19 protein-coding genes and 1 pseudogene are annotated in these 20,208 nt (G+C 69.8%); 17 read left to right on the forward strand and 3 right to left on the reverse strand.

Annotated elements, in window-relative coordinates; genetic code table 11:
* Position 1: 1 nt before the first annotated feature.
* A pseudogene (locus FFK22_RS44805) lies at positions 2–1,170 on the reverse strand (Bug family tripartite tricarboxylate transporter substrate binding protein).
* 49 nt (positions 1,171–1,219) lie between these two features.
* Here FFK22_RS44805 and FFK22_RS20550 point away from each other — a divergent pair.
* The 3 genes from FFK22_RS20550 to FFK22_RS20560 all read left to right on the forward strand — a co-directional run bounded on the left by FFK22_RS20550 (position 1,220) and on the right by FFK22_RS20560 (position 2,858).
* On the forward strand, positions 1,220–2,161 hold the full coding sequence (locus FFK22_RS20550; protein WP_138889671.1) for a metFprotein: 942 nt from the start codon (positions 1,220–1,222) through the stop codon (positions 2,159–2,161).
* 131 nt (positions 2,162–2,292) lie between these two features.
* On the forward strand, positions 2,293–2,490 hold the full coding sequence (locus tag FFK22_RS20555) for a type II toxin-antitoxin system VapB family antitoxin (RefSeq protein ID WP_138889672.1): 198 nt from the start codon (positions 2,293–2,295) through the stop codon (positions 2,488–2,490).
* Complete coding sequence (locus tag FFK22_RS20560) at positions 2,487–2,858, forward strand: type II toxin-antitoxin system VapC family toxin (protein WP_138889673.1); 372 nt, start codon at positions 2,487–2,489, stop codon at positions 2,856–2,858. The genes FFK22_RS20555 and FFK22_RS20560 overlap by 4 nt, the downstream gene beginning before the upstream one ends.
* A gap of 20 nt (positions 2,859–2,878) precedes the next feature.
* On the opposite strand, the gene bioD is transcribed toward FFK22_RS20560, so the two are convergent.
* Both bioD and FFK22_RS20570 read right to left on the reverse strand, forming a co-directional pair.
* Positions 2,879–3,526: a dethiobiotin synthase gene (gene bioD, locus FFK22_RS20565; RefSeq protein ID WP_138889674.1), complete on the reverse strand. Its 648-nt coding sequence runs from the start codon at positions 3,524–3,526 to the stop codon at positions 2,879–2,881.
* A gap of 186 nt (positions 3,527–3,712) precedes the next feature.
* Positions 3,713–4,750, reverse strand: coding sequence for a GlxA family transcriptional regulator (locus FFK22_RS20570; protein WP_138889675.1), 1,038 nt, complete (start codon positions 4,748–4,750; stop codon positions 3,713–3,715).
* A gap of 239 nt (positions 4,751–4,989) precedes the next feature.
* On the opposite strand from FFK22_RS20570, the gene FFK22_RS20575 reads away from it, so the two are divergent.
* The 14 genes from FFK22_RS20575 to FFK22_RS20640 all read left to right on the forward strand — a co-directional run bounded on the left by FFK22_RS20575 (position 4,990) and on the right by FFK22_RS20640 (position 20,120).
* Positions 4,990–6,660, forward strand: a complete 1,671-nt coding sequence (locus FFK22_RS20575) for a formate--tetrahydrofolate ligase (RefSeq protein WP_138889676.1) — start codon at positions 4,990–4,992, stop codon at positions 6,658–6,660.
* 265 nt (positions 6,661–6,925) lie between these two features.
* Positions 6,926–7,492, forward strand: coding sequence for a tyrosine phosphatase family protein (locus FFK22_RS20580; protein ID WP_138889677.1), 567 nt, complete (start codon positions 6,926–6,928; stop codon positions 7,490–7,492).
* Positions 7,493–7,726: 234 nt separating this feature from the next.
* On the forward strand, positions 7,727–8,977 hold the full coding sequence (locus FFK22_RS20585; protein ID WP_138889678.1) for a sarcosine oxidase subunit beta family protein: 1,251 nt from the start codon (positions 7,727–7,729) through the stop codon (positions 8,975–8,977).
* Positions 8,978–8,984: 7 nt separating this feature from the next.
* Positions 8,985–9,350 carry a sarcosine oxidase subunit delta gene (locus FFK22_RS20590; protein ID WP_138889679.1) on the forward strand — a complete coding sequence of 122 codons (366 nt, stop codon included), beginning with the start codon at positions 8,985–8,987 and terminating at the stop codon, positions 9,348–9,350.
* 3 nt (positions 9,351–9,353) lie between these two features.
* Positions 9,354–12,395 carry a sarcosine oxidase subunit alpha family protein gene (locus FFK22_RS20595; protein WP_138889680.1) on the forward strand — a complete coding sequence of 1,014 codons (3,042 nt, stop codon included), beginning with the start codon at positions 9,354–9,356 and terminating at the stop codon, positions 12,393–12,395.
* Positions 12,388–13,011: a sarcosine oxidase subunit gamma gene (locus FFK22_RS20600; RefSeq protein WP_138889681.1), complete on the forward strand. Its 624-nt coding sequence runs from the start codon at positions 12,388–12,390 to the stop codon at positions 13,009–13,011. Before FFK22_RS20595 ends, FFK22_RS20600 begins: the two co-directional genes overlap by 8 nt.
* Before the next feature lie 116 nt (positions 13,012–13,127).
* On the forward strand, positions 13,128–13,676 hold the full coding sequence (locus FFK22_RS20605) for a carboxymuconolactone decarboxylase family protein (protein WP_138889682.1): 549 nt from the start codon (positions 13,128–13,130) through the stop codon (positions 13,674–13,676).
* A gap of 25 nt (positions 13,677–13,701) precedes the next feature.
* The gene (locus FFK22_RS20610) at positions 13,702–14,541 is read left to right on the forward strand and encodes a helix-turn-helix domain-containing protein (protein WP_138889683.1); all 840 of its coding nucleotides are present in this window, start codon (positions 13,702–13,704) and stop codon (positions 14,539–14,541) included.
* Between the two features lie 116 nt (positions 14,542–14,657).
* On the forward strand, positions 14,658–15,017 hold the full coding sequence (locus tag FFK22_RS20615; protein ID WP_138889684.1) for a GFA family protein: 360 nt from the start codon (positions 14,658–14,660) through the stop codon (positions 15,015–15,017).
* Between the two features lie 27 nt (positions 15,018–15,044).
* Entirely contained in the window at positions 15,045–16,403 is a 1,359-nt protein-coding gene (locus FFK22_RS20620; RefSeq protein WP_138889685.1) for an NAD(P)H-dependent oxidoreductase, read from the forward strand.
* 76 nt (positions 16,404–16,479) lie between these two features.
* Positions 16,480–16,947: a MarR family winged helix-turn-helix transcriptional regulator gene (locus tag FFK22_RS20625; protein ID WP_138889686.1), complete on the forward strand. Its 468-nt coding sequence runs from the start codon at positions 16,480–16,482 to the stop codon at positions 16,945–16,947.
* 17 nt (positions 16,948–16,964) lie between these two features.
* Positions 16,965–19,037 carry an FUSC family protein gene (locus FFK22_RS20630; protein ID WP_138889687.1) on the forward strand — a complete coding sequence of 691 codons (2,073 nt, stop codon included), beginning with the start codon at positions 16,965–16,967 and terminating at the stop codon, positions 19,035–19,037.
* Positions 19,034–19,231 carry a DUF1656 domain-containing protein gene (locus FFK22_RS20635; protein WP_138889688.1) on the forward strand — a complete coding sequence of 66 codons (198 nt, stop codon included), beginning with the start codon at positions 19,034–19,036 and terminating at the stop codon, positions 19,229–19,231. The genes FFK22_RS20630 and FFK22_RS20635 overlap by 4 nt, the downstream gene beginning before the upstream one ends.
* Positions 19,232–19,244: 13 nt before the next feature.
* Complete coding sequence (locus tag FFK22_RS20640) at positions 19,245–20,120, forward strand: HlyD family secretion protein (RefSeq protein ID WP_138889689.1); 876 nt, start codon at positions 19,245–19,247, stop codon at positions 20,118–20,120.
* Positions 20,121–20,208 lie beyond the last annotated feature (88 nt).

A 20,208-nucleotide genomic window follows, 5' to 3' on the forward strand; every position in this document is an offset into this window, starting at 1 on the left:
GCTACTGCGCGGTGGCGCCGGAGGCCTCGACGATCGGCTTGTACTTCGCCTTCTCGGTCGTGATGTAGGCCGCGAACTCCGCGGCGGTGCTGCCGATCGGCTTGGCCCCCAGCGGCTCGATCCGCGCCCGGACCTCGGGCAGGCGCATGATCCGCTGCACCTCGGTGCTGAGCTTCTCGACGATGGCGGGCGGCGTGCCGGCCGGCGCCAGCAGGCCTTGCCAGGAGGTGATGTCGAAGCCGGGGAAGAACTCGGCCATCGCCGGCACGTCCGGCAGGGTCGGCGTCCGCTCCAGCCCGGTCACCGCCAGCGGGCGCACGGTGCCGGCGCGGGCCTGCTCCATCGCCGTCGGGATGTTGTCGAAGATCATGTCGACATGCCGGCGACGACGTCGCCCAGCGCCTGGGCGCTGCCCTTGTAGGGCACATGGGTCATATGGGAGCCGACATGGATCTCGAACGCCGCGGCGGCGAGGTGGATCGAGGTGCCGAAGCCGGAGGAGGCGTAGCTGTGGCCGTCCGGCTCGGCCTTCAGGAGCGCGATCAGCTCCGGCACCGACTTCGCCGGGAAGGACGGGTTGACCACCAGCAGGTTCGGCAGGGTGGCGGCCAGCGAGATCGGCGCGAAATCGGTCTCGGCGTCGTAGCCCAGATCCTTGAACACCCAGGGGTTGATCGCATGGGTGCCGACCGTGCCCATGCCCAGCGTGTAGCCGTCCGGCTCGGCCCGGGCCAGCTGCTCGGTGCCGATGCCGCCGCCGGCACCGGGCTTGTTCTCGACCACGAAGGGCTGGCCGAAGGTCTTGCTCATCTCGTCGGCCAGCAGGCGGCCGAACAGGTCGGTGTTCCCGCCCGGGGCGAAGGGCACGATGATGACGACCGGCTTGGCCGGCCAGGCCGCCTCCTGCGCGGAGGCCCGGTTGACCGGCAGCAGGGCGGCGGCCAGCAGGACGGCCAGGCAGGCGTACAGCGCTGTCTTGGACATGGATCCCCCTTCGATGGTGGCGGTCTCGTGCGCGGGTCCGCTTCCAGTCCTACTATGCCAAAGGATCGCCACCCTGGCACCCGGACGGATGACCGCTGCACCAGGGTGTCGCAATCGCGCTGCGGTGTCGCCTTCCGGACAGTTCCGGTCGTCGGCGACGCAGCGCGAACGCCCCGGCATCACCATTTTGTCACTCAAGCGCCGGTGATGGCGCCGTGCTCACGGAGGACGGTGGATGCTGGGGTTCAATCGGTCGACCAAGGTTGTTTCGCTGCCGACGCCGAAGACGGCGGTGGTCGACCTGTTCCGCGACCTCTCGATCGAGACCGCGCCCGGTATCGCCGCCAAGACCGCCAGCTTCAGCGCGCATCTGCCGGCCGGCACCCCGGTCTACATCACCATGCTGCCGGGGGCCGATCTCGGCGAGATCGTGCAGACCGCGGCGCGGCTGCGCGGCGAAGGCCTGGTGCCGGTGCCGCATATTGCGGCCCGCAGCCTGGAGAGCCGGGCCCAGCTTGACGACTATCTGCGCCGCCTTGCCGGCGAGGCCGGGGTCGACCGGGTGCTGGTGATCGGCGGCGGCGTGTCGACTCCTGTCGGCCCGTTCGACCGCAGCATGCAGGTGCTGGAGACCGGCCTGCTGCAGCAGCACGGCATCAAGTCGATTGGCGTCGCCGGCCATCCCGAGGGCAGCAAGGACATCCCGGCCGAGGAGATCGCGCGCTCCGTCGCCGAGAAGAACGCCTATGCCAAGGCGACCGGCACCGAGCTTTACATCGCCACCCAGTTCTGCTTCGACGCCGAGGCGATCATCGCCTGGGACCGCGACCTGCGCCGCGCCGGCAACACGCTGCCGATCCATCTCGGCCTGGCTGGCCCGGCCAAGCTGAAGAGCCTGATCCACTATGCCGCGATGTGCGGCGTCGGCCCGTCGATGCGGTTCCTGACCCGGCAGGCGATGAACATCGCCAAGCTGGCCTCCGTGTCGATGCCCGACAAGCTGCTGACCGAGCTGGCGGATTACCGCGCCAAGGATCCCGGCTGCGGCATCGCCCAGCTGCACCTGTTCGCCTTCGGCGGGCTGGAGCGCTCGGCCCGTTGGGTTAAGGCGATGCAGGACGGCCGCTTCACCCTCGACGGCCGCGGCGGCTTCGCCATGGACGAGTCGCTGGACTGAGCCGGACCTGATCCGTGAGACAATGACGGGCGCCTCAGGGCGCCCGTTCCGTTTGCAGGTTGCCTCGCCGGGGCATTGAATTGGGCATCAAGGACGCCTAATTTCATGCTTCACGGTCTTGGGAAACAACCATGCGGACGACACTCGCCCTCGACGATGATTTGCTCGCCAAGGCGCAGGCCCTCACCGGGTTGCAGGAGAAATCCGCCCTGGTGCGGGAAGCGCTGAAAGCCCTCATCGCCCGGGAGAGCGCGCGGCGGCTGGCGGCTTTGGGCGGAAGCGAGCCCGATCTGGAGCCCCTGCCACGACGGCGAACGGAGCCCGTGTGATCCTGGTCGATACATCGGTCTGGATCGACCACCTCCGATCGACTGACGACGTCCTGGCCCATCTGCTCGATATCGGCCAGGTCGTGGTGCACCCATTCATCGTCGGCGAGTTGGCTCTCGGGAGCCTGCACAAACGCGACCTGATCCTGCAAACCTTGCAGGATCTGCAGCAAGCCGAGGTCGCCACCGAGCAGGAAGTGCTGCACTTCATCGCCCGGCACGCCCTGTTCGGTCGCGGCATCGGCTATGTCGACGCGCATCTCCTGGCCGGCGTCAGGTTGACGGCAGGGATTTCTCTCTGGACGCGCGACAAGCGCCTGCTGGCAGTGGCCGAGCAGTTGGGCATGGCGGCAAGACCCGTCCAGTAGAGGCGGGTATCGCGACGGCGTCAGGCCGCCACGGCCTCCGACACGATCTCGCCGAGGGGCGGGACGGCGTGGGCCAGTTCCTCGACCACCGCGCGGGTGACCTTCGGCAGTTCCGGGATCTCCAGGATCACCGGCACGCCGCCATGCTTCTCGATCGCGGCGCGGTTGCCGGCGTTGAGCGGGCCGTTCATCACCACCCCGGCGATCGGGATCTTGCGGTGGCGCAGCGCCTCGATGGTGAGCAGCGTGTGGTTGATCGTGCCGCGGCCGCTGCGGGCCACCACGATGGTCGGGTAGCGCCACACTGCCAAGAGGTCGATCGCCAGCGTCGAGCAGTCCAGCGGCACCATCAGCCCGCCGCCCGGGCCTTCGATCAGCAGCGGCCGGGGCGAGAAGGCCGGCGTCAGCGCGGCCGGGTCGATCTCGCTCTCCTCCAGCGCCGCGGCGGCAACCGGGGCCAGCGGCGCCTGGAAGGCGTAGCTGGGCTTCTGCAGCCGGTCGGGCGGCAGGCCGGTCAGGGCGGCGATGGTGGCGGTGTCCGCCGGCTTCTCGGCCAGGCCGGTCTGCACCGGCTTCCAATAATCGGCGTCCCAGGCGGCTGCCAGGCAAGCGCAGGCGAGGGTCTTTCCGACACCGGTGTCGGTGCCGGTCACATAGAATCGGGTCATGGGGTGCTATGGGTCTCAGCGGCGAGGCGGTCGGCGGCCGAAGAGGGCTGCCAGGTCCGGTCTACGGGCATTCGGGTCCGGGATGCCGTTACGCGAAGTCGCGGACTATGCACAGATCGTCCCTCCGAAGCGAGTCCCCAGATACCGCAGCGCAGCAAAGCTGGAATGCGTCGTCAAGCGGAGACCTCAGGCAGAGACCTTCTGGCGGACCGGCCGCTCGGGCATCGGCACGCCACGCAGGATGGCGTTCGCCCGTTCCTCGCGGGGTGAGCGGCTGTAGAGCTGGCGGTAGCATTTCGAGAAATGCGAGGCCGAGACGAAGCCGCAGGCCAGGGCCAGGTCGACGATCGGCAGGTCGCTCTGGTTGATCAGATGCTGCGCCCGCTCCAGGCGCAGCTCGAGATAGTAATGCGCCGGGCTGTGGCCGAGCTGCTTGCGGAACAGCCGCTCCAGCTGCCGGCGCGACAGGCCGACATGGGCCGCCAGTTCCTCCTGCGGCAGCGGCTCGGCGATGTTCGCCTCCATCAGCTCGATCGCCGAGACCAGCTTCGGATTGTGCACGCCCAACCGCGCCCGCAGCGGCAGGCGCTGGCGGTCGTGCGGGCTGCGGATGCGGTCGACCAGGCACTGCTCGGACACCTTGGTCGCCAGGTCGCGGCCCTGCCGCAGCGCGATCAGGTGCATCATCATGTCGATCGCCGCGGTGCCGCCGGAGCAGGTGTAGCGCTTGCGGTCGACCTCGAACAAATCGCTCGACACCGGGATCTCGGGGAAGGTCTCGGCGAAGCCCGGCAGGTTCTCCCAATGGATGGCGCAGCGATAGCCGCCGAGCAGCCCGGCCCGGGCCAGCAAGTGCGAGCCGGTGCACAGCGCGCCGATGCCCACCCCCTGCCGTTCGGCCCGGCGCAGCCAGGCGAAGACCTCGTCGTCGCGATAGCGCTCGATGCCGAGGCCGGAGCAGGCGAAGATCATGTCGAGCGGCCTGGACACGCCGGACTGGCGGCTGAGTTCGGCCAGCGAGCTGTCGACGCCGACGCTGATGCCGTTGCTGGCCTTGACCGCCTGGCCGTCCTTGGACAGCACCGTCCAGCGGTACAGCGGCTTGCCGGCCATGCGGTTGGCGATGCGCAGCGGCTCGACAGCCGAGGTGAAGGCGATCATCGAGAACTGCGGGATCAGCAGAAAGCCGATCGTCTCGGTGTCGAAGGCTGGATCCTGGCCCATGCTCTCAATGCCTCCCGGCGATATGCACGCCTTGTTGTGACGAATCGGTAGCACGGGTCGCAAATTCGACAAAGAGGCTACTTGCGACGGTGAGCATATGGTGCGATCCGCTGGACGCATGGCTGGAGCCGCCGCAGCCGGGCACGTCGCAGCCAGACCGGAGCACGTCGCCGAAGACGCGGCGGTGCCGCGGATGCTATGGGACGATTCCTGCAAAAACAGCCTTGGGGGGCTCGGACATGGCGGCACCGTCGGATATCGAGATCGCGCGGGCCGCGACGCTGCGGCCGATCGCGGAGGTCGGCGCGACGCTCGGCATCCCCGCGGACGCCCTCTACCCCTACGGTCCGCACATCGCCAAGCTGACGCCCGGCTTCATCGACGGGCTCGACGGCCGGCCCGACGGCAAGCTGATCCTGGTCACCGCCATCACCCCGACCCCGGCAGGGGAGGGCAAGACCACCACCACGGTCGGGCTCGGCGACGGGCTGAACCGGATCGGCAAGAAGGCGGCGATCTGCCTGCGCGAGCCGTCGCTGGGCCCCTGCTTCGGCATCAAGGGCGGCGCCGCCGGCGGCGGCCACGCCCAGGTGGTGCCGATGGAGCAGATCAACCTGCATTTCACCGGCGACTTCCACGCCATCAGCAGCGCCCACAACCTGCTGTCGGCGCTGCTGGACAACCACATATACTGGGGCAACGCGCTCAACATCGACACCCGCCGGGTGACCTGGCGCCGGGTGATGGACATGAACGACCGGGCGCTGCGGTCGATCGTCACCAGCCTGGGCGGCGCCGCCAACGGCTTCCCGCGCGAGGACGGCTTCGACATCACCGTGGCCTCGGAGGTGATGGCGATCTTCTGCCTGTCGAAGAGCCTGGGCGACCTGGAGGCGCGGCTGGGCCGGATCGTCGTGGCCCAGTCGCACGACCGCAAGCCGGTCACGGCGAAGGACCTGAAGGCGGACGGGCCGATGACCGTGCTGCTGAAGGACGCCTTCATGCCGAACCTGGTGCAGACGCTGGAGAACAACCCGGCCTTCGTCCATGGCGGCCCCTTCGCCAACATCGCCCATGGCTGCAACTCGGTGATGGCGACCAAGACGGCACTGAAGCTGGCCGACTACGTCGTCACCGAGGCCGGCTTCGGCGCCGATCTCGGGGCGGAAAAATTCTTCGACATCAAGTGCCGCAAGGCCGGGCTGAAGCCGGCGGCGGTGGTGATCGTCGCCACCGTGCGGGCGCTGAAGATGCATGGCGGCGTGGCCAAGGACGATCTCGGGAACGAGAATGTGGCGGCGCTGAAGAAGGGCCTGGCCAATCTCGGCCGCCATATCCGCAATGTCGGCCAGTTCGGAGTGCCGGCGGTGGTCGCGGTCAACCGCTTCGTCGCCGACACCGAGGCCGAGCTGCAGGCGGTGCGCGACTATTGCGCCGAGCACGGGGTGGAGGCGCAGGTCTGCAGCCATTGGTCGGACGGCAGCGCCGGCACGGTCGAGCTGGCGCACAAGGTCGCCGCCCTGGCCGACGATCATTCCCAGTTCCGCACCCTGTACGACGACGACCTGCCGCTGTGGGAGAAGATGCGGACGATCGCGACCTCGATCTACGGCGCCGACGACATCATCGCCGACAAGCGGGTGCGCGACCAGTTCGCCCAGTACCAGAAGAGCTACGGCCATTTCCCGGTCTGCGTCGCCAAGACCCAGTACAGCTTCTCCACTGACCCGGCGCTGAAGGGCGCGCCGTCGCACCATGTGGTGCCGGTGCGCGAGCTGCGCCTGTCGGCGGGGGCGGAGTTCCTGGTGGCAATCTGCGGCGAGATCATGACCATGCCGGGCCTGCCCCGGACACCGGCCGCCAACGCCATCCGGCTGAACGAGAGCGGCCAGATCGAGGGGTTGTTTTAGCCCGGTCGAGGCCGGCTCTCCCCCTCACCCTCCCACGCGCTTCGCGCGCGGGTCCCTCCCTCTCCCCGAGGAGAGGGGAATGGGCCGGCTTGCTTCACCTCTCCTTGGGGAGAGGTCGAAATCGCGGAGCGATTTCGGGTGAGGGGGCGGCTCCGGCCCTGCCGTTGGCCCACATGACCCGCCCGCACGGCTGAGGCCCGGCATCGGCGTTTGACCCGGCGGCGACTGGACGGGACAGTGCAACCCCGATTCCGAGGACGATCCGATGCTGCTGCACCCCGACCGACATCTCACCGTCTGCGGCCTGGAGGAGATTGCCGGCTTCCGTGCCGCCGGCGTCACCCATGTGCTGTCGATCGCCGATCCGGGCACCCCGGCCGAGACCTATTTCGACGGCTTCACACCGCATCGCCGCCTCGACCTGCGCTTCCACGACATCATCGACGAGATGCCGGGCCACATCTTCCCGACCCCCGGCCATGTCGCCGAGATCCTGGAGTTCGGCGAGGCGATGGCGCTGGAGGGCGAAAGCCTGCGCCACCTGCTGGTGCATTGCCATATGGGTGTGTCGCGCTCGACCGCCTCGATGCTGATGCTGATCGCCCAGCGCCATCCGGGCGAGGAGGAGGCCTCGGTGGCGCGGCTGGCGGCGATCCGGCCGCAGGCCTGGCCGAACACGGTGATGATCGACTACGCCGAGGCGGCGCTGGGCACCAAGGGCCGGCTGCGCGACGCGCTGCGCCCGCAATACCGCCGGGTCCGCGACGAGCAGCCCGAGCTGATCGAGATGCTGCGCCGCGTCGGCCGCGGGCGAGAGATTCCGGCCGATTAAGAGAGCCAGCCTCTACAAATCCCTGCCATCCCCGCGAAAACGGGGATCTCGTCGAGACTCAAGCGGAAAGAGATTCCCGCTTTCGCGGGAATGACGACGAGGGGAAGGCGGGAGGCAACTCTCGCCACCCCTTGCGCTCTTGGCGCTGGGCGACGCCTGCGTGTCGCGCCTAAGCTCGCGCCGCCTCGGCCGGCTCTGCACCATGCCACGCTCATTCAGGACCCGCCCGGATCGATGTCGCGCTACTCCATCTTCTCCCTCGCGCGCCAAGCACTGTCGCACCATGAAGGCTGGCAGAAGGCGTGGCGCTCGCCCGATCCCAAGCCCGCCTATGATGTCGTCATCGTCGGCGGTGGCGGCCATGGCCTGGCCACCGCCTACTACCTGGCGAAAGAGCACGGCATCACCAATGTCGCGGTGCTGGAGAAGGGCTGGATCGGCGGCGGCAACACCGGCCGCAACACCACCATCGTCCGCTCCAACTACCTCTACGACGCCTCGGCCTTCATCTATGAGCACGCGCTGAAGCTGTGGGAGGGCCTGTCGGCCGACCTCAACTACAACGTCATGTTCAGCCAGCGCGGCGTGATGAACATATGCCACGACCCGCATGAGGCGCGCGAGCTGATGCGCCGGCTGCACGCCAACCGGCTGAACGGCATCGACAGCGACTGGCTGACCCGCGAGCAGGTGCTGGAGTTCTGCCCCGCCCTGAACCCGGACCCGACCATCCGCTTCCCGGTCTATGGCGGCACGGTGCAGCGCCGGGCCGGCACGGCGCGGCACGACGCGGTCGCCTGGGGCTATGCCCGCGGTGCCGACAGCCGGGGCGTCGACATCATCCAGAACTGCGAGGTCACCGGCTTCCGAACCGAGCACGGGCGCGTCGTCGGGGTCGAGACCACGCGCGGCTATATCGGCGCCGGCAAGGTTGGGGTGGTGGCGGCCGGCCACAGCTCGGTCCTGGCCAACCTCGCCGGCTTCCGCCTGCCGCTGGAGAGCCACCCGCTGCAGGCGCTGGTGTCCGAGCCGATCAAGCCGGTGCTCGACTGCGTCGTCATGTCGAACGCGGTGCACGCCTATGTCAGCCAGTCCGACAAGGGCGAGCTGGTGATCGGTGCCGGCATCGACGGCTATGTCTCCTATTCCCAGCGCGGCGGCTTCGCCATCATCGAGGAGACGCTGGCGGCGATCGTCGAGATGTTCCCGATCTTCAGCCGCATGCGCATGCTGCGGCAATGGGGCGGCATCGTCGACGTGGCGCCGGACGCCAGCCCGATCATCGGCAGGACCCCGGTCGAGAACCTGTTCATCAACTGCGGCTGGGGCACCGGCGGGTTCAAGGCGACGCCCGGTTCGGGCCATGTCTTCGCCCACACCGTTGCCCGCGGCGAGCCGAACGCCATCGCCGCGCCCTTCGCGCTGGACCGCTTCAGCTCCGGCGCGCTGGTGGCCGAGCACGGCGCCGCCGCCGTGGCGCATTGAGGTAGCCATGTTCCTGATCGACTGCCCCTGGTGCGGCCCGCGGGACCAGCGCGAGTTCCGCTGCGGCGGCGAGGCCCATATCCGCCGTCCGGCCAACCCGGCCGAGCTGACCGACGCCGAATGGGCCGACTACGTCTTCATGCGCTCCAGCCCTAAGGGGCTGCATTACGAGCGCTGGGTCCATATCCATGGCTGCCGGCGCTGGTTCAACATCGCCCGCAATACCGCGACCGACGAGATCCTGGCGGTCTACGGCCCCGGCGAACCGCCGCCCGCGATCGACGGCCAGTCCATCCCGACCCCGTCCGGCGAGCCGGCGCGGGGCACCGCCAACACGCCGCTGGTCGATCCCGCCAGCGCTTCCGGCTCCTAGACCATGACCCAACGCTACCGCCTGGTCGGCCGCGGCGCCGATATCGACCGCAGCCAGGGCGTCGCCTTCGCCTTCGACGGCACCTCCTATCGCGGCTATGAGGGCGACACGCTGGCCTCGGCCCTGCTGGCCAACGGCGTCCACCTGATGGGCCGCAGCTTCAAGTACCACCGGCCGCGCGGCGTGATCTCGGCCGGGCCGGAGGAGCCGAACGCGCTGGTCCAGCTGGGGCCGGACGCGGCGCGGACCGACCCGAACAGCCGCGCCACCCAGGTCGAGCTGTTCGACGGCCTCGTGGCGCGCAGCCAGAACCGCTGGCCGTCGCTGCGCTTCGACTTCCAGGCGGTCAACGACCTGTTCGCGCCGCTGATCCCGGCCGGCTTCTACTACAAGACCTTCATGTGGCCGCGGTCGCCCAAGGCCTGGATGGTCTACGAGCGCTTCATCCGCAAGGCCGCCGGCCTCGGCGTCTCGCCGCGCCAGCCCGACCCGGACCGCTACGACCATGTCAACGCGCATTGCGACGTGCTGGTGGTCGGCGGCGGCCTCGCCGGTCTCGGCGCCGCCCTGGCTGCCGCCCGTGCCGGCGCCCGGGTGATCCTGGCCGAGGACCAGCCGCGCTTCGGCGGCTGGCTGCGGTCGGAGCCGACCGCGTCGATCGGTGACACAGGCGCGCTCGACTGGGTCGAGGCGACGGTGGCCGAGCTGGCGTCGATGCCCGATGTCCGGGTGCTGCCGCGCACCACCGCCTTCGGCTATTACGGCCACAACTGGCTGGGCCTGCTGGAGCGCACCAGCGACCACATCGCGCCGCATGCGGTGCCGGCCGGAACGCCGCGGCAGCGCCTGTGGAAGGTGCGGGCGAAACAGGTGGTGCTGGCCACTGGGTCGATCGAGCGCAGCCTGGTCTTCGCCGAGAACGACCGGCCCGGCATCCTCTTGGCCGGCGCCGCCCGGGCCTATCTGCACCGCTGGGGCGTCAAGGTCGGCGAGAAGGTCGTGGTCGCCACCGGCGACGACAGCGCCTATGCCACCGCCCTCGACCTCGCCGCCGCCGGCGTCGCCGTGCCGGCGATCGTCGACACAAGGCCGGACCCGGACGGGCCGCTGGTGCGGGCGGCGCGGGCCGCCGGCCTGCCGGTCTATGCCGGCCACGCCGTGGTCGGCACCTCCGGCCGCCTCAGGGTGAACGAGGTGCGGCTGATGCCGCTGGCCGCCGACGGCCAGTCGGTGCGGCGCGGCGCCGAGACCACCATTTCCTGCGACGCCGTCGCCATGTCGGGCGGCTGGAACCCGGTGCTGAACCTGCAGTCGCAGTCGCGCGGCCGGCTGCGCTGGGACGAGGCGCGGTCGACCTTCATGCCCGGCCAGTCCTTCCAGGCCGAGCGCTCGGCCGGCGGATGCGCCGGCACGCTGCGCTTCGCCGAAGCGCTACAGGAGGGCTTGGTGGCCGGCGCCGCGGCGGCCTCGGCCGCCGGGCTGTCCCCGGTGCCGCTGGCGGTGCCGCCGGTCGCGACCGCGCAGGAGGAGCCGGCGGCCGCCGACGACCGGCCGCTGTGGTCCATCCCGTCGGACCGGCCGGCCAATGCGGTGCGCGCCTTCGTCGATTTCCAGAACGACGTCACCGCCAAGGACATCCGGCTGGCGCTGCGCGAGGGTATGGTCTCGGTCGAGCACGTCAAGCGCTACACCACCACCGGCATGGCCACCGACCAGGGCAAGACCGGCAACGTCAACGCCCTCGGCATCGTCGCCCAGACCATGGGCAAGACGATCCCGGAGATCGGCGTCACCACCTTCCGCCCGCCCTACACCCCGGTCACCTTCGGCGCCATCGCCGGGCGCGGGGTCAAGGCGCTGTACGCCCCGATCCGCCGCACCCCGATGCACAGCTGGGCCGAGAAGCACGGCGCGGTGTTCGAGAATGTCGGCGGCGGCTGGAAGCGCGCCTGGTACTTCCCGAAGCCGGGCGAGGACATGCATGCGGCGGTGAACCGCGAGGTCAAGGCCGCCCGCACCTCGGTCGGCGTGATGGACGCCACGACGCTCGGCAAGATCGACGTCCGGGGGCCGGATGCGGCGGAGTTCCTGAACCGCGTCTACACCAACGCCTGGGCCAAGCTGGCGATCGGCGGCTGCCGCTACGGCCTGATGCTGGGCGAGGACGGCATGGTCAAGGATGACGGCGTCACCACGCGCCTCGCCGACGACCATTTCCACATGACCACCACCACCGGCGGCGCCGCCACCATCCTCGCCTGGCTCGAGGAATGGCTGCAGACCGAATGGCCAGACCTCAAGGTGTTCCTGACCTCGGCCACCGAGCAATGGGCGGTCGCGACCATCTCCGGCCCGAAATGCCGCGAGCTGCTGTCGCGGCTGACCGACCTCGACCTGTCGAACGAGGCCTTCCCGCATCTCACCATGCGCGAGGGCACCGTGGCCGGGCTGGCGGCGCGGGTGTTCCGCATCTCCTTCACCGGCGAGCTGTCCTACGAGATCAACGTTCCGGCCGCCTATGGCCTGGCGCTGATCGAGGCGATCGAGACGGCCGGGCAGGGGCTGGACCTGGTGCCCTACGGCACCGAGGCGATGCATGTCCTGCGCGCCGAGAAAGGCTTCATCATCGTCGGCCAGGAGACCGACGGCACCACCACCCCGGGCGACCTGGGCATGGACTGGATCGTCGGCAAGAAGAAGCCGGACTTTATCGGCAAGCGCTCGCTCGACCGGGCCGACACGGCGCGGTCCGACCGCAAGCAGCTGGTCGGCCTCCTGACCGACGACCCGAAGCTGGTGCTGGAGGAGGGGGCGCACATCATCGACACTGCCAACCCGGGCGCCCCGCCGGTGCCGATGCTGGGCCATGTGACCTCGAGCTACTGGAGCCCGAACCTGGACCGGTCGATCGCGCTGGCGATGGTCAAGGGCGGGTCGGGGCGGCTCGACGGCACGGTGCACATCGCCATGCCCGACCGCACCATTGTGGCCAAGGTGGTGAAGCCGGTCTTCGTCGACCCCGAGGGAGGGCGCCTGCATGCCTGACACCATGGCCGTCCCCGATGAGGCTCCGGCCCGGCGCTCGGCGACCACGGGGCTGGTCCGGCCGCTGGTGGCGCCGGCCAATCCTGGCGTCCGGCTGGCCGAAATCGCGCATGAGGCCAAGCTGAACCTGCGCGGCGACCTGTCCGATCCGGGCTTTGGCGCGGCGGCGGCCGGCGCCCTCGGGCTCGACCTGCCGGCGCGGCCGGGCATCGCCGTGGCTGATGGCGCCGCGGCTTTGTGGCTCGGACCGACCGAATGGCTGGTGGTCGGCGGGGTGGACCGCGAGGCCGACCTGGCATCCCGGCTGCTGGGCGCTTTGGCCGGCCGGCATTTCGCGGTCACCAATGTCACCGACAACTGGACGGTGCTCGCGCTGGCCGGGCCGAAGGCGCTGGATGTGCTGGCCAAGGGCTGCCCGCTCGACCTGCATCCGCGCGCCTTCCCGGCCGGGTCGGTGGCGCAGAGCATGATCGTCCAGGCCGACGTCGTCCTGCACCGCACCGACGATATGGACGGCGCGCCGCGGCTGCGGATCTATGTCCGCCGCTCCTTCGCCCAGTATCTCTGGGACTGGCTGGCCGATGCGGCGCTGGAGTACGGGGTCGGAGAGGGCTGAGGGTCGGTCGGCTCCAGACCCTATGACCTGGGAGGTAGTTGGGCCGCCTCCGCCAATCGGCTTTGCTCTCCCTCGACACGGGCGATCCCGTTCGCTCGGCATCGAGAGGAGCCACCATGCCATCCTATCCGATCCACACCATCGCCACGGCGCCCGAGACGGCGCGGCCGGTTCTCGAGCACCTCGAGAAGACCTTCGGCATGGTCCCCGACCTCGCGGGGGCCATGGCGAATTCGCCGGAGCTGATCAAGGCCTTCATCGGCCTGTTCCAGCAGGTCCATTCCGGCACCTTCACCGAGGCCGAGATCCAGGCCCTGCTGCTGACAAATGCGGTCGCCAATGCCTGCGATTGGGCGGTGGCGTTCCACACCATGCTGGCCCTGAAGGAGGGGCTCACACCCGCCGATGTCGAGGCGATGCGCGGGCGGGGTGTCCCTGCCGACGGCCGACTGGCCGCCCTGTCCGGCCTGGCCCGGAGGCTGATCGAGACGCGCGGCCATGTCGGCGGTGATGATCTCGCAACCTTCGTCGCTGCCGGATTCCGCCGGGAGCAGGCGCTGGAGGTGCTGGCCGTGACCGCCGCCTCGATCATCACCAACTATGCCGGCACCATGACCCGGCCGCCGCTCGACGATGTCTTGCGGCCGCATGCCTGGCGATCCTGATCGGTCGCTTCTAGGGAGTCCCGCCATGCCCATGCAGGATCCGATTGCCAGGCCGCGCGGCGGCCAAGTCGGCGCCCTGCTGCGGCATTGGCGCGATCTGCGCCGCAAGAGCCAGCTGGAGCTGTCGCTCGACACCGGCGTGTCGCAGCGGCATCTCAGCTTCATCGAGGTCGGGCGCAGCGCGCCCAGCCGCCAGATGCTGATCGACATCGCCACTGCGCTGGACATGCCTCTGCGCGACCGGAACACGCTGCTCCTGGCCGGCGGCTACGCGCCGGTCTATCCCGACGGCGCCTGGGACGGCCCGGAGATGCGCAGCATTACCAACGCCCTGGAGCGCATGCTCCGCCAGCATGAACCGTTTCCGGCCCTGGTCATGGATCGCTATTGGAACGTGCTCATGACCAACCGATCCGCCCCGCGCTTCTTCAGCCGGTTCACGGATCTGTCCGCGCGCAGGGCGCCGCGCAACATGCTGCACCTGCTGTTCGACCCGGGCGGCCTGCGCCCCTGCATCGCCGATTGGCCGGCCGTCGCGGAAAGCCTGATCCAGCGTGTCCATCGCGAAGCCGTGGGACGCGTCATCGACGACAAGATCAAGGGGCTGCTGGCGGCGCTCATGGCCTATCCGGACGTCGAGCCCGCCTGGGCGTCCCTCTCGGCGGCAGACATCCAGGGCCCGACGCCGGTCATCCCGATCGGCCTGGTCAAGGACGGCAGGGTGCTCAACTACTTTTCCCTGGTCACGACCGTCGGCACGCCCCGGACGGTCGCGGCCCAGGAACTCCGCATCGAGTGCATGGTCCCGGCGGACGAGGCGACCGAAGCGCCTCACGCCGAGCTCATGGGCGAGGAGCCGGCATAGGCTGCGACGGCTCGGCAGCGTCTCGATCCCGGTGGACAGGCCGGAACTCTCGGGCGACTCTTCTGCCCGAACGCCGCCGTGATTCACGGCGATCCAAAGAGCCGGAGGAACGCCCCATGCCCGAAGCCAAGACCTATGAGGGCGGTTGCCATTGCGGCGCCGTGCGCTACCGGGCCGAGACCGACCTGGCGCAGGTGCTGAGCTGCAACTGCTCGCATTGCCAGAAGCGCGGCCTGATGCTGACCTTCGTCACGCCCGACCACTTCACCCTGCTGTCGGGCGGCGACGGGCTGGCCGACTACCAGTTCAACAAGAAGGTGATCCACCACCTGTTCTGCCCGAGCTGCGGCATCGAATCCTTTGCCCGCGGCCGCAAGCCTGACGGCACCGAGATGGTCGCGATCAATGTCCGCTGCCTCGACGGCATCGACCTGACCACCGTCACCACGATCCCGATCGACGGCCGGAGCCACTGAGCCTTCTTCCTGCGCCGGGGAGGTCCCATGAATCTCGCGACCAAGCTGCGGCAGCGCGCCGCCGAGGGCCGGCCGGTCCGCGTCGGGCTGATTGGCGCCGGCAAGTTCGGCTCGATGTTCCTGGCGCAGCTGCGCACCACCACCGGGCTGCACCTGCTGGGCGTCGCCGACCTGTCGGCGGAGCGCGCGCGACAGGCGCTGGCCAACACCGGCTGGGATGCCGAGGCGGCCCTGGCCGCCTCCTTCGACGATGCCCGCAAGACCGGCCGGACTTATGTCACTGAGGATGCCGAGGCGCTGATCCGGGCCGGCGGGCTGGATGTCGTGGTCGACGCCACCGGCAGCCCGGCGGCCGGCATCCGCCACGCGTTGCTGTCGGCCGAGAACGGCCGCCACATCGTCATGGTGAATGTCGAGGCCGACGTGCTGGCCGGCGCCTATCTGGCCGAACAGTTTCGACGGGCGGGGCTGGTCTACAGCCTGGCCTATGGCGACCAGCCGGCGCTGGTCTGCGAGCTGGTCGACTGGGCCGAGACCTGCGGCTTCCGCGTGGTGGCCGCCGGCAAGGGCACCAAGTATCTGCCGACCTACCACCAATCCACGCCCGACACGGTCTGGGGCCATTTCGGCATCACCGACGAGGAGGCGCGGGCCGGCGGCATGAACCCGCAGATGTTCAACTCCTTCATCGACGGCACGAAGTCGGCGATCGAGATGGCGGCGATCTCGAACGCCACCGGCCTGGTGGCGCCGCGCGACGGGCTGCTGTTCCCGCCGGCGGGCGCGCATGACCTCGCCCGGGTGCTGCGGCCGCGCGAGGCCGGCGGCGTGCTGGAGCGCAGCGGCATGGTCGAGGTGGTGACCAGCCTGGAGCGCGACGGACGACAGGTGGTCAACGATTTGCGCTGGGGCGTCTATGTCGTGTTCGAGGCCGGCGACGACGACACCCGCGCCGCCTATACCCGCCGCTGCTTCCGCGAATACGCCATCACCACCGACCCCTCCGGCCGCTACGGCGCGCTGTACCGGACGGTGCATTTCATCGGCCTCGAGCTCGGCGTCAGCGTCGCCTCGGCGGCGCTGCGGCAGGAGGCGACCGGCAGCCCGACCGGTTTCCGCGCCGATGCGGTCGCGGTGGCCAAGAAGCCGCTCGCCGCTGGCGAGATGCTGGACGGCGAGGGTGGCTATACGGTCTGGGGCCGGATCATGCGGGCGGAGGATTCGCTCGCGACCGGCGCCCTGCCGATCGGCCTGGCCCATAAGGTCAAGCTGGTGCGGCCGGTGGCGGCCGGGACCGTGGTGCGCTGGGACGACGTCGCGATCGAGGAGACCGAGGCGGTGCGGATCCGCCGGACGATGGAGGCGGCGAAGCGCGCCGCGGCGTGAGGCGCGATCCTTGGTAAGGACTGGCATGCGGCAATTGCGCAGCGAGTCTAATAATGAGCATCCTAATAAATTGCCCATGCCAACCACCCCTTCCACCGCCCGGGACGATTTCGGGTTCCGCCTGTTCCTCGTCGGCCGGCTGTGGCGGCGCGAGGTCGACGAGGCGCTCGGCCGCTATGGGCTCAGCGCCGCCACCTGGCAGCCTTTGGCGCACATCTCCCGCCTGGGCGATGGCATCCGCCAGCGCGACCTGGCGGAGAGCCTCGGCATCGAGGGGCCGTCGCTGGTCCGCCTGCTCGACTCGCTCGAGAGCCAGGGGCTGATCGAGCGGCGCGAGGACGAGGCCGACCGCCGCGCCAAGGCGGTGCACCTGACCGAGGACGGCCGCACCCTGGTCGAAGGCATCCGCGGCGTCGCGGCCGAGGTGCGCGAGCGCCTGCTGGCTGGCGTCCCCGACGAGGATATGATGCTGTGTCTCGGCCTGCTGGGCCGGATCGAGGGCAACATCGCCGCCGGCCGGTCCGAGCCGGAGGGCGGCCGCTAGGCCTGTCGGGGGAACGAATGGACTGGCCGACCTGGCGTGACGGCGTGTTCTCGCTGCGCACCTTCAGCGCCGCGATCCTGGCCGCCTGGATCTCGCTGCGCCTGAACCTGTCCTCGCCCGGCACGGCGATGCTGACCGTCTACATCGTGTCGCAGCCGCTGACCGGCATGATGCTGTCGAAGAGCGTCTACCGCGTGCTCGGCACCGCCGCCGGGGTGCTGGCCAGCGTCACCTTCGTCGCCCTGTTCGCCCAGGCGCGCGAGCTGTTCGTGCTGGCCAGCGCGCTGTGGTTCGGCTGCTGCATCTATGTCTCGGTGATGCTGCGCGACGCGCCCGGGGCCTATGCGCCGCTGCTGGCGGGATATACCGCCGCGATCATCGGCTTCCCATCGATCACTGCGCCCCTGACTGTGTTCGACGTCGCCACCAATCGCTGCGTCGAGATCCTGCTGGCGATCTCCTGCGCCGGGGTGCTCAGCGCCGTCGTGCTGCCGCGCCCGGTCGGGCCGGTGCTGCTGGGCCGGATCGAGGCGCTGCTGGCGGCCACGGCGACATGGGCGGTCTGCATCCTGCGGGCCGAGGGCACGGACGAGCCGCCCCAGGCCGACCGCGCCCGGCTGATCGCCGATGCGGTGGCGCTGGAGACGCTGCGCGCCCATGCCGTGTTCGACACCAGGGCGATCCGGCTGGCCAACGACGTGGTGCGCCAGCTCCAGGGCCGACTGTTCACCTATCTCGCCGTGCTGGTGTCGATTCAGGAGCGCGGCCGGCTGCTGCGCTTCCGCGACCCGGCGCGGTGGCAGGCGATCCGCCCGGCCTTCGAGGCGGTGGCGCGAATCACGGACCGGTCGTTGGGGCCCGCCCAGCCGGACGGCGATGAGAGCATCGGCGCCGCCCGGCGCCTGATCGACACGCTGCAGCCGTCGCTGCAGGAGCTGCGGCAGAGCCAGACCGCCATGATCGTCCGCATCCTGCTGGACCGGCTGCAGGACGTGCTGACGTTGCGCGACGACTGCCGGCGGCTGCGCGACGATGTCGCCGCCGGCACCCGGCCGCGCACGATTCGGTCGGCGCCGTCGATTAGCCGGCACCGCGACCAGGCCGCCGCGATCATGGCCGGCATCACCGCCTTCATCGCGCTCGTGGTCAGCTGCAGCTTCTGGATCCTGACCGCCTGGCCCAACGGGGCCGCGGCCGCGACCATCCTGGTGGTGGTGTTCGGCTTCTTCTCGGGCGCGGACGAGCCGGCCCTGCCGGCCAAGGAATTCCTGCGGATGGCGGCGGTCGCCTTCGTCATCTACCTGATCTATTTCGCGCTGGTGCTGCCCCGGGTCGACGGCTTCGGCATGCTGGCCCTGGTGCTCGCCTTGGTGCTGGTGCCGGCGGGCAGCCTGATGTCGGTGCCGCGGGTCGGCACCTCGATGCTGCTGTTGTGCATCAACTTCCTGACCATGCTGGGGCTGTCCGACCGCGCCTCGCTCGACTTCGCCGGCGCGGTCAACAACGGCCTTGCCACCCTGGCCGGCATCGCCCTCGCCGTGCTGCTGTTTCGCCTGACCCGGCCGTTCGGCGTGCGCTGGATGGCGCAGCGCTTTGTCACCGGCATCATGGCCGACCTGTCGAGCATCGCCACGAACCCAGACCCGTCGCAGGCCGAGTTCGAAAGCCGGATGTTCGACCGCATCAACGGGCTGTTCTCGCGGCTCGACCACGCCGCGCCCGGCGACCGACCGATCCTGCACGGCAGCCTGGCCAGCCTGCGGATCGGCCACAACATCATGATCCTGCGCCGCCTGACGTCCCGGCTGCCGCCGCCCGCGGCCCGGACGGTGGAGGCGGCGCTGGCCGCGCTGGCGGCGCATTTCGGCCAGGCTTGGCGCCGGCGTGGCGCCAGCGGGCCCGAGGCGATGGCGGCGCTGGCTCGGGCCGGCGAAGCCTTGCAGGCGCTCGACATCGACCGCAACGCCGTCACCGCCCTGGTCTCGGTCACCGCGCTCCGGGTGACGCTGACCTGGCAATCCGAATTCTTCGCCCTGCCGCAGACCGATGGTCCGGCGCTGATCCAAGACCTGCTGGCCCCGATACCATGATCAAGGAACTCGACCTCGCCGGCGTCTATCTCTCGCCGATGCTCGGCTATCTCGTGGTCGCATTGGCGCTGACCGGCCTGCTGCGCTTCGTCCTCGGGCGCGTCGGCGCCTATCGCTGGATCTGGCATCCGGCGCTGTTCGACCTGTCTATGCTCGTGATCATCCTGACCGCCCTTGTCGCGCTGACGATGTGAGGGGAAGAGAGCCATGAAATACGCAACCCTCGCGCTGCGCGTCGTCATCACCCTGGTCGTGGCGGCAGGCGCCGTCTTCGCTGGCGTGCTGCTGTGGCAGTACTACATCGACAGCCCCTGGACCCGGGACGCCCGGGTGGCGGCTGAGATCGTGCTGGTGGCGCCGGACGTGTCCGGCCTGGTCACCGAGCTGCACGTCGTCAACAACCAGGAGGTGCGCAAGGGCGATGTGCTGTTCGTGATCGACCCGGACCGCTTCACTTTGGCGATCCAGCGCGCCCAGGCCACGCTCGACAGCCAGATGGCGCAGGCCGACCAGCTGGAGGCGGATGCCGCTCGCCGGGCCAAGCTGGGCCTCAACGCCATCTCGGTCGAGGCCCAGCAGCAGGCGGAATCGGCGGCCCGGGCGGCACGCGCGGAGGTCGAGCAGGACCAGGCGGCGCTGGACACGGCCAAGCTGGACCTCGAGCGCGCCACGGTGCGGTCGCCGGCCAACGGATTCATCTCGACGCTGATCCTGCGGCAGGGCGACTACGCCGCGGCGGGCAAGCAGGTGATGGCGATCATCGATTCCGACAGCTTCCATGTGCGCGGCTATTTCGAGGAGACGAAGATCCCGCGCATCCAACCGAACGACAAGGTCGAGATCCGGCTGATGGGCGTGTCGACGCCGCTTCAAGGCCATGTCGAGAGCATCGACCGCGCCATCGCCGACCGCGAGATCGCGCTCAACCCGACCTTCCAGATCGTCGACGTGAACCCGACCTTCAGCTGGGTCCGCCTGGCCCAGCGCATCCCGGTGCGGATCGCGATCGACAAGGTGCCGGACGGCGTTCTGCTGGCCTCGGGCATGACGGCCACGGTCGAGGTGTTGCCGGAGGCGAAGTAGGGGCGGGGGCCTTCGCCGTCAGCCCCCTTGTTGTCATGCCCAGGCTGGACCCGGGCATCCAGAGAGCGTCGACATCTTCTGGATTGCC

Source organism: Mycobacterium sp. KBS0706 (assembly GCF_005938675.2).
Lineage (GTDB): Bacteria > Pseudomonadota > Alphaproteobacteria > DSM-16000 > Inquilinaceae > Inquilinus.

Excerpts from the sequence above, each read along its gene's own strand:
- FFK22_RS20550 (WP_138889671.1), top strand. The coding sequence starts at position 1,220 with ATGCTGGGGTTCAATCGGTCGACCAAGGTTGTTTCGCTGCCGACGCCG.
- FFK22_RS20555 (WP_138889672.1), top strand. The coding sequence starts at position 2,293 with ATGCGGACGACACTCGCCCTCGACGATGATTTGCTCGCCAAGGCGCAG.
- bioD (WP_138889674.1), bottom strand. The coding sequence starts at position 3,526 with ATGACCCGATTCTATGTGACCGGCACCGACACCGGTGTCGGAAAGACC.
- FFK22_RS20570 (WP_138889675.1), bottom strand. The coding sequence starts at position 4,750 with ATGGGCCAGGATCCAGCCTTCGACACCGAGACGATCGGCTTTCTGCTG.
- FFK22_RS20575 (WP_138889676.1), top strand. The coding sequence starts at position 4,990 with ATGGCGGCACCGTCGGATATCGAGATCGCGCGGGCCGCGACGCTGCGG.
- FFK22_RS20580 (WP_138889677.1), top strand. The coding sequence starts at position 6,926 with ATGCTGCTGCACCCCGACCGACATCTCACCGTCTGCGGCCTGGAGGAG.
- FFK22_RS20585 (WP_138889678.1), top strand. The coding sequence starts at position 7,727 with ATGTCGCGCTACTCCATCTTCTCCCTCGCGCGCCAAGCACTGTCGCAC.
- FFK22_RS20590 (WP_138889679.1), top strand. The coding sequence starts at position 8,985 with ATGTTCCTGATCGACTGCCCCTGGTGCGGCCCGCGGGACCAGCGCGAG.
- FFK22_RS20595 (WP_138889680.1), top strand. The coding sequence starts at position 9,354 with ATGACCCAACGCTACCGCCTGGTCGGCCGCGGCGCCGATATCGACCGC.
- FFK22_RS20600 (WP_138889681.1), top strand. The coding sequence starts at position 12,388 with ATGCCTGACACCATGGCCGTCCCCGATGAGGCTCCGGCCCGGCGCTCG.
- FFK22_RS20605 (WP_138889682.1), top strand. The coding sequence starts at position 13,128 with ATGCCATCCTATCCGATCCACACCATCGCCACGGCGCCCGAGACGGCG.
- FFK22_RS20610 (WP_138889683.1), top strand. The coding sequence starts at position 13,702 with ATGCCCATGCAGGATCCGATTGCCAGGCCGCGCGGCGGCCAAGTCGGC.
- FFK22_RS20615 (WP_138889684.1), top strand. The coding sequence starts at position 14,658 with ATGCCCGAAGCCAAGACCTATGAGGGCGGTTGCCATTGCGGCGCCGTG.
- FFK22_RS20620 (WP_138889685.1), top strand. The coding sequence starts at position 15,045 with ATGAATCTCGCGACCAAGCTGCGGCAGCGCGCCGCCGAGGGCCGGCCG.
- FFK22_RS20625 (WP_138889686.1), top strand. The coding sequence starts at position 16,480 with ATGCCAACCACCCCTTCCACCGCCCGGGACGATTTCGGGTTCCGCCTG.
- FFK22_RS20630 (WP_138889687.1), top strand. The coding sequence starts at position 16,965 with ATGGACTGGCCGACCTGGCGTGACGGCGTGTTCTCGCTGCGCACCTTC.
- FFK22_RS20635 (WP_138889688.1), top strand. The coding sequence starts at position 19,034 with ATGATCAAGGAACTCGACCTCGCCGGCGTCTATCTCTCGCCGATGCTC.
- FFK22_RS20640 (WP_138889689.1), top strand. The coding sequence starts at position 19,245 with ATGAAATACGCAACCCTCGCGCTGCGCGTCGTCATCACCCTGGTCGTG.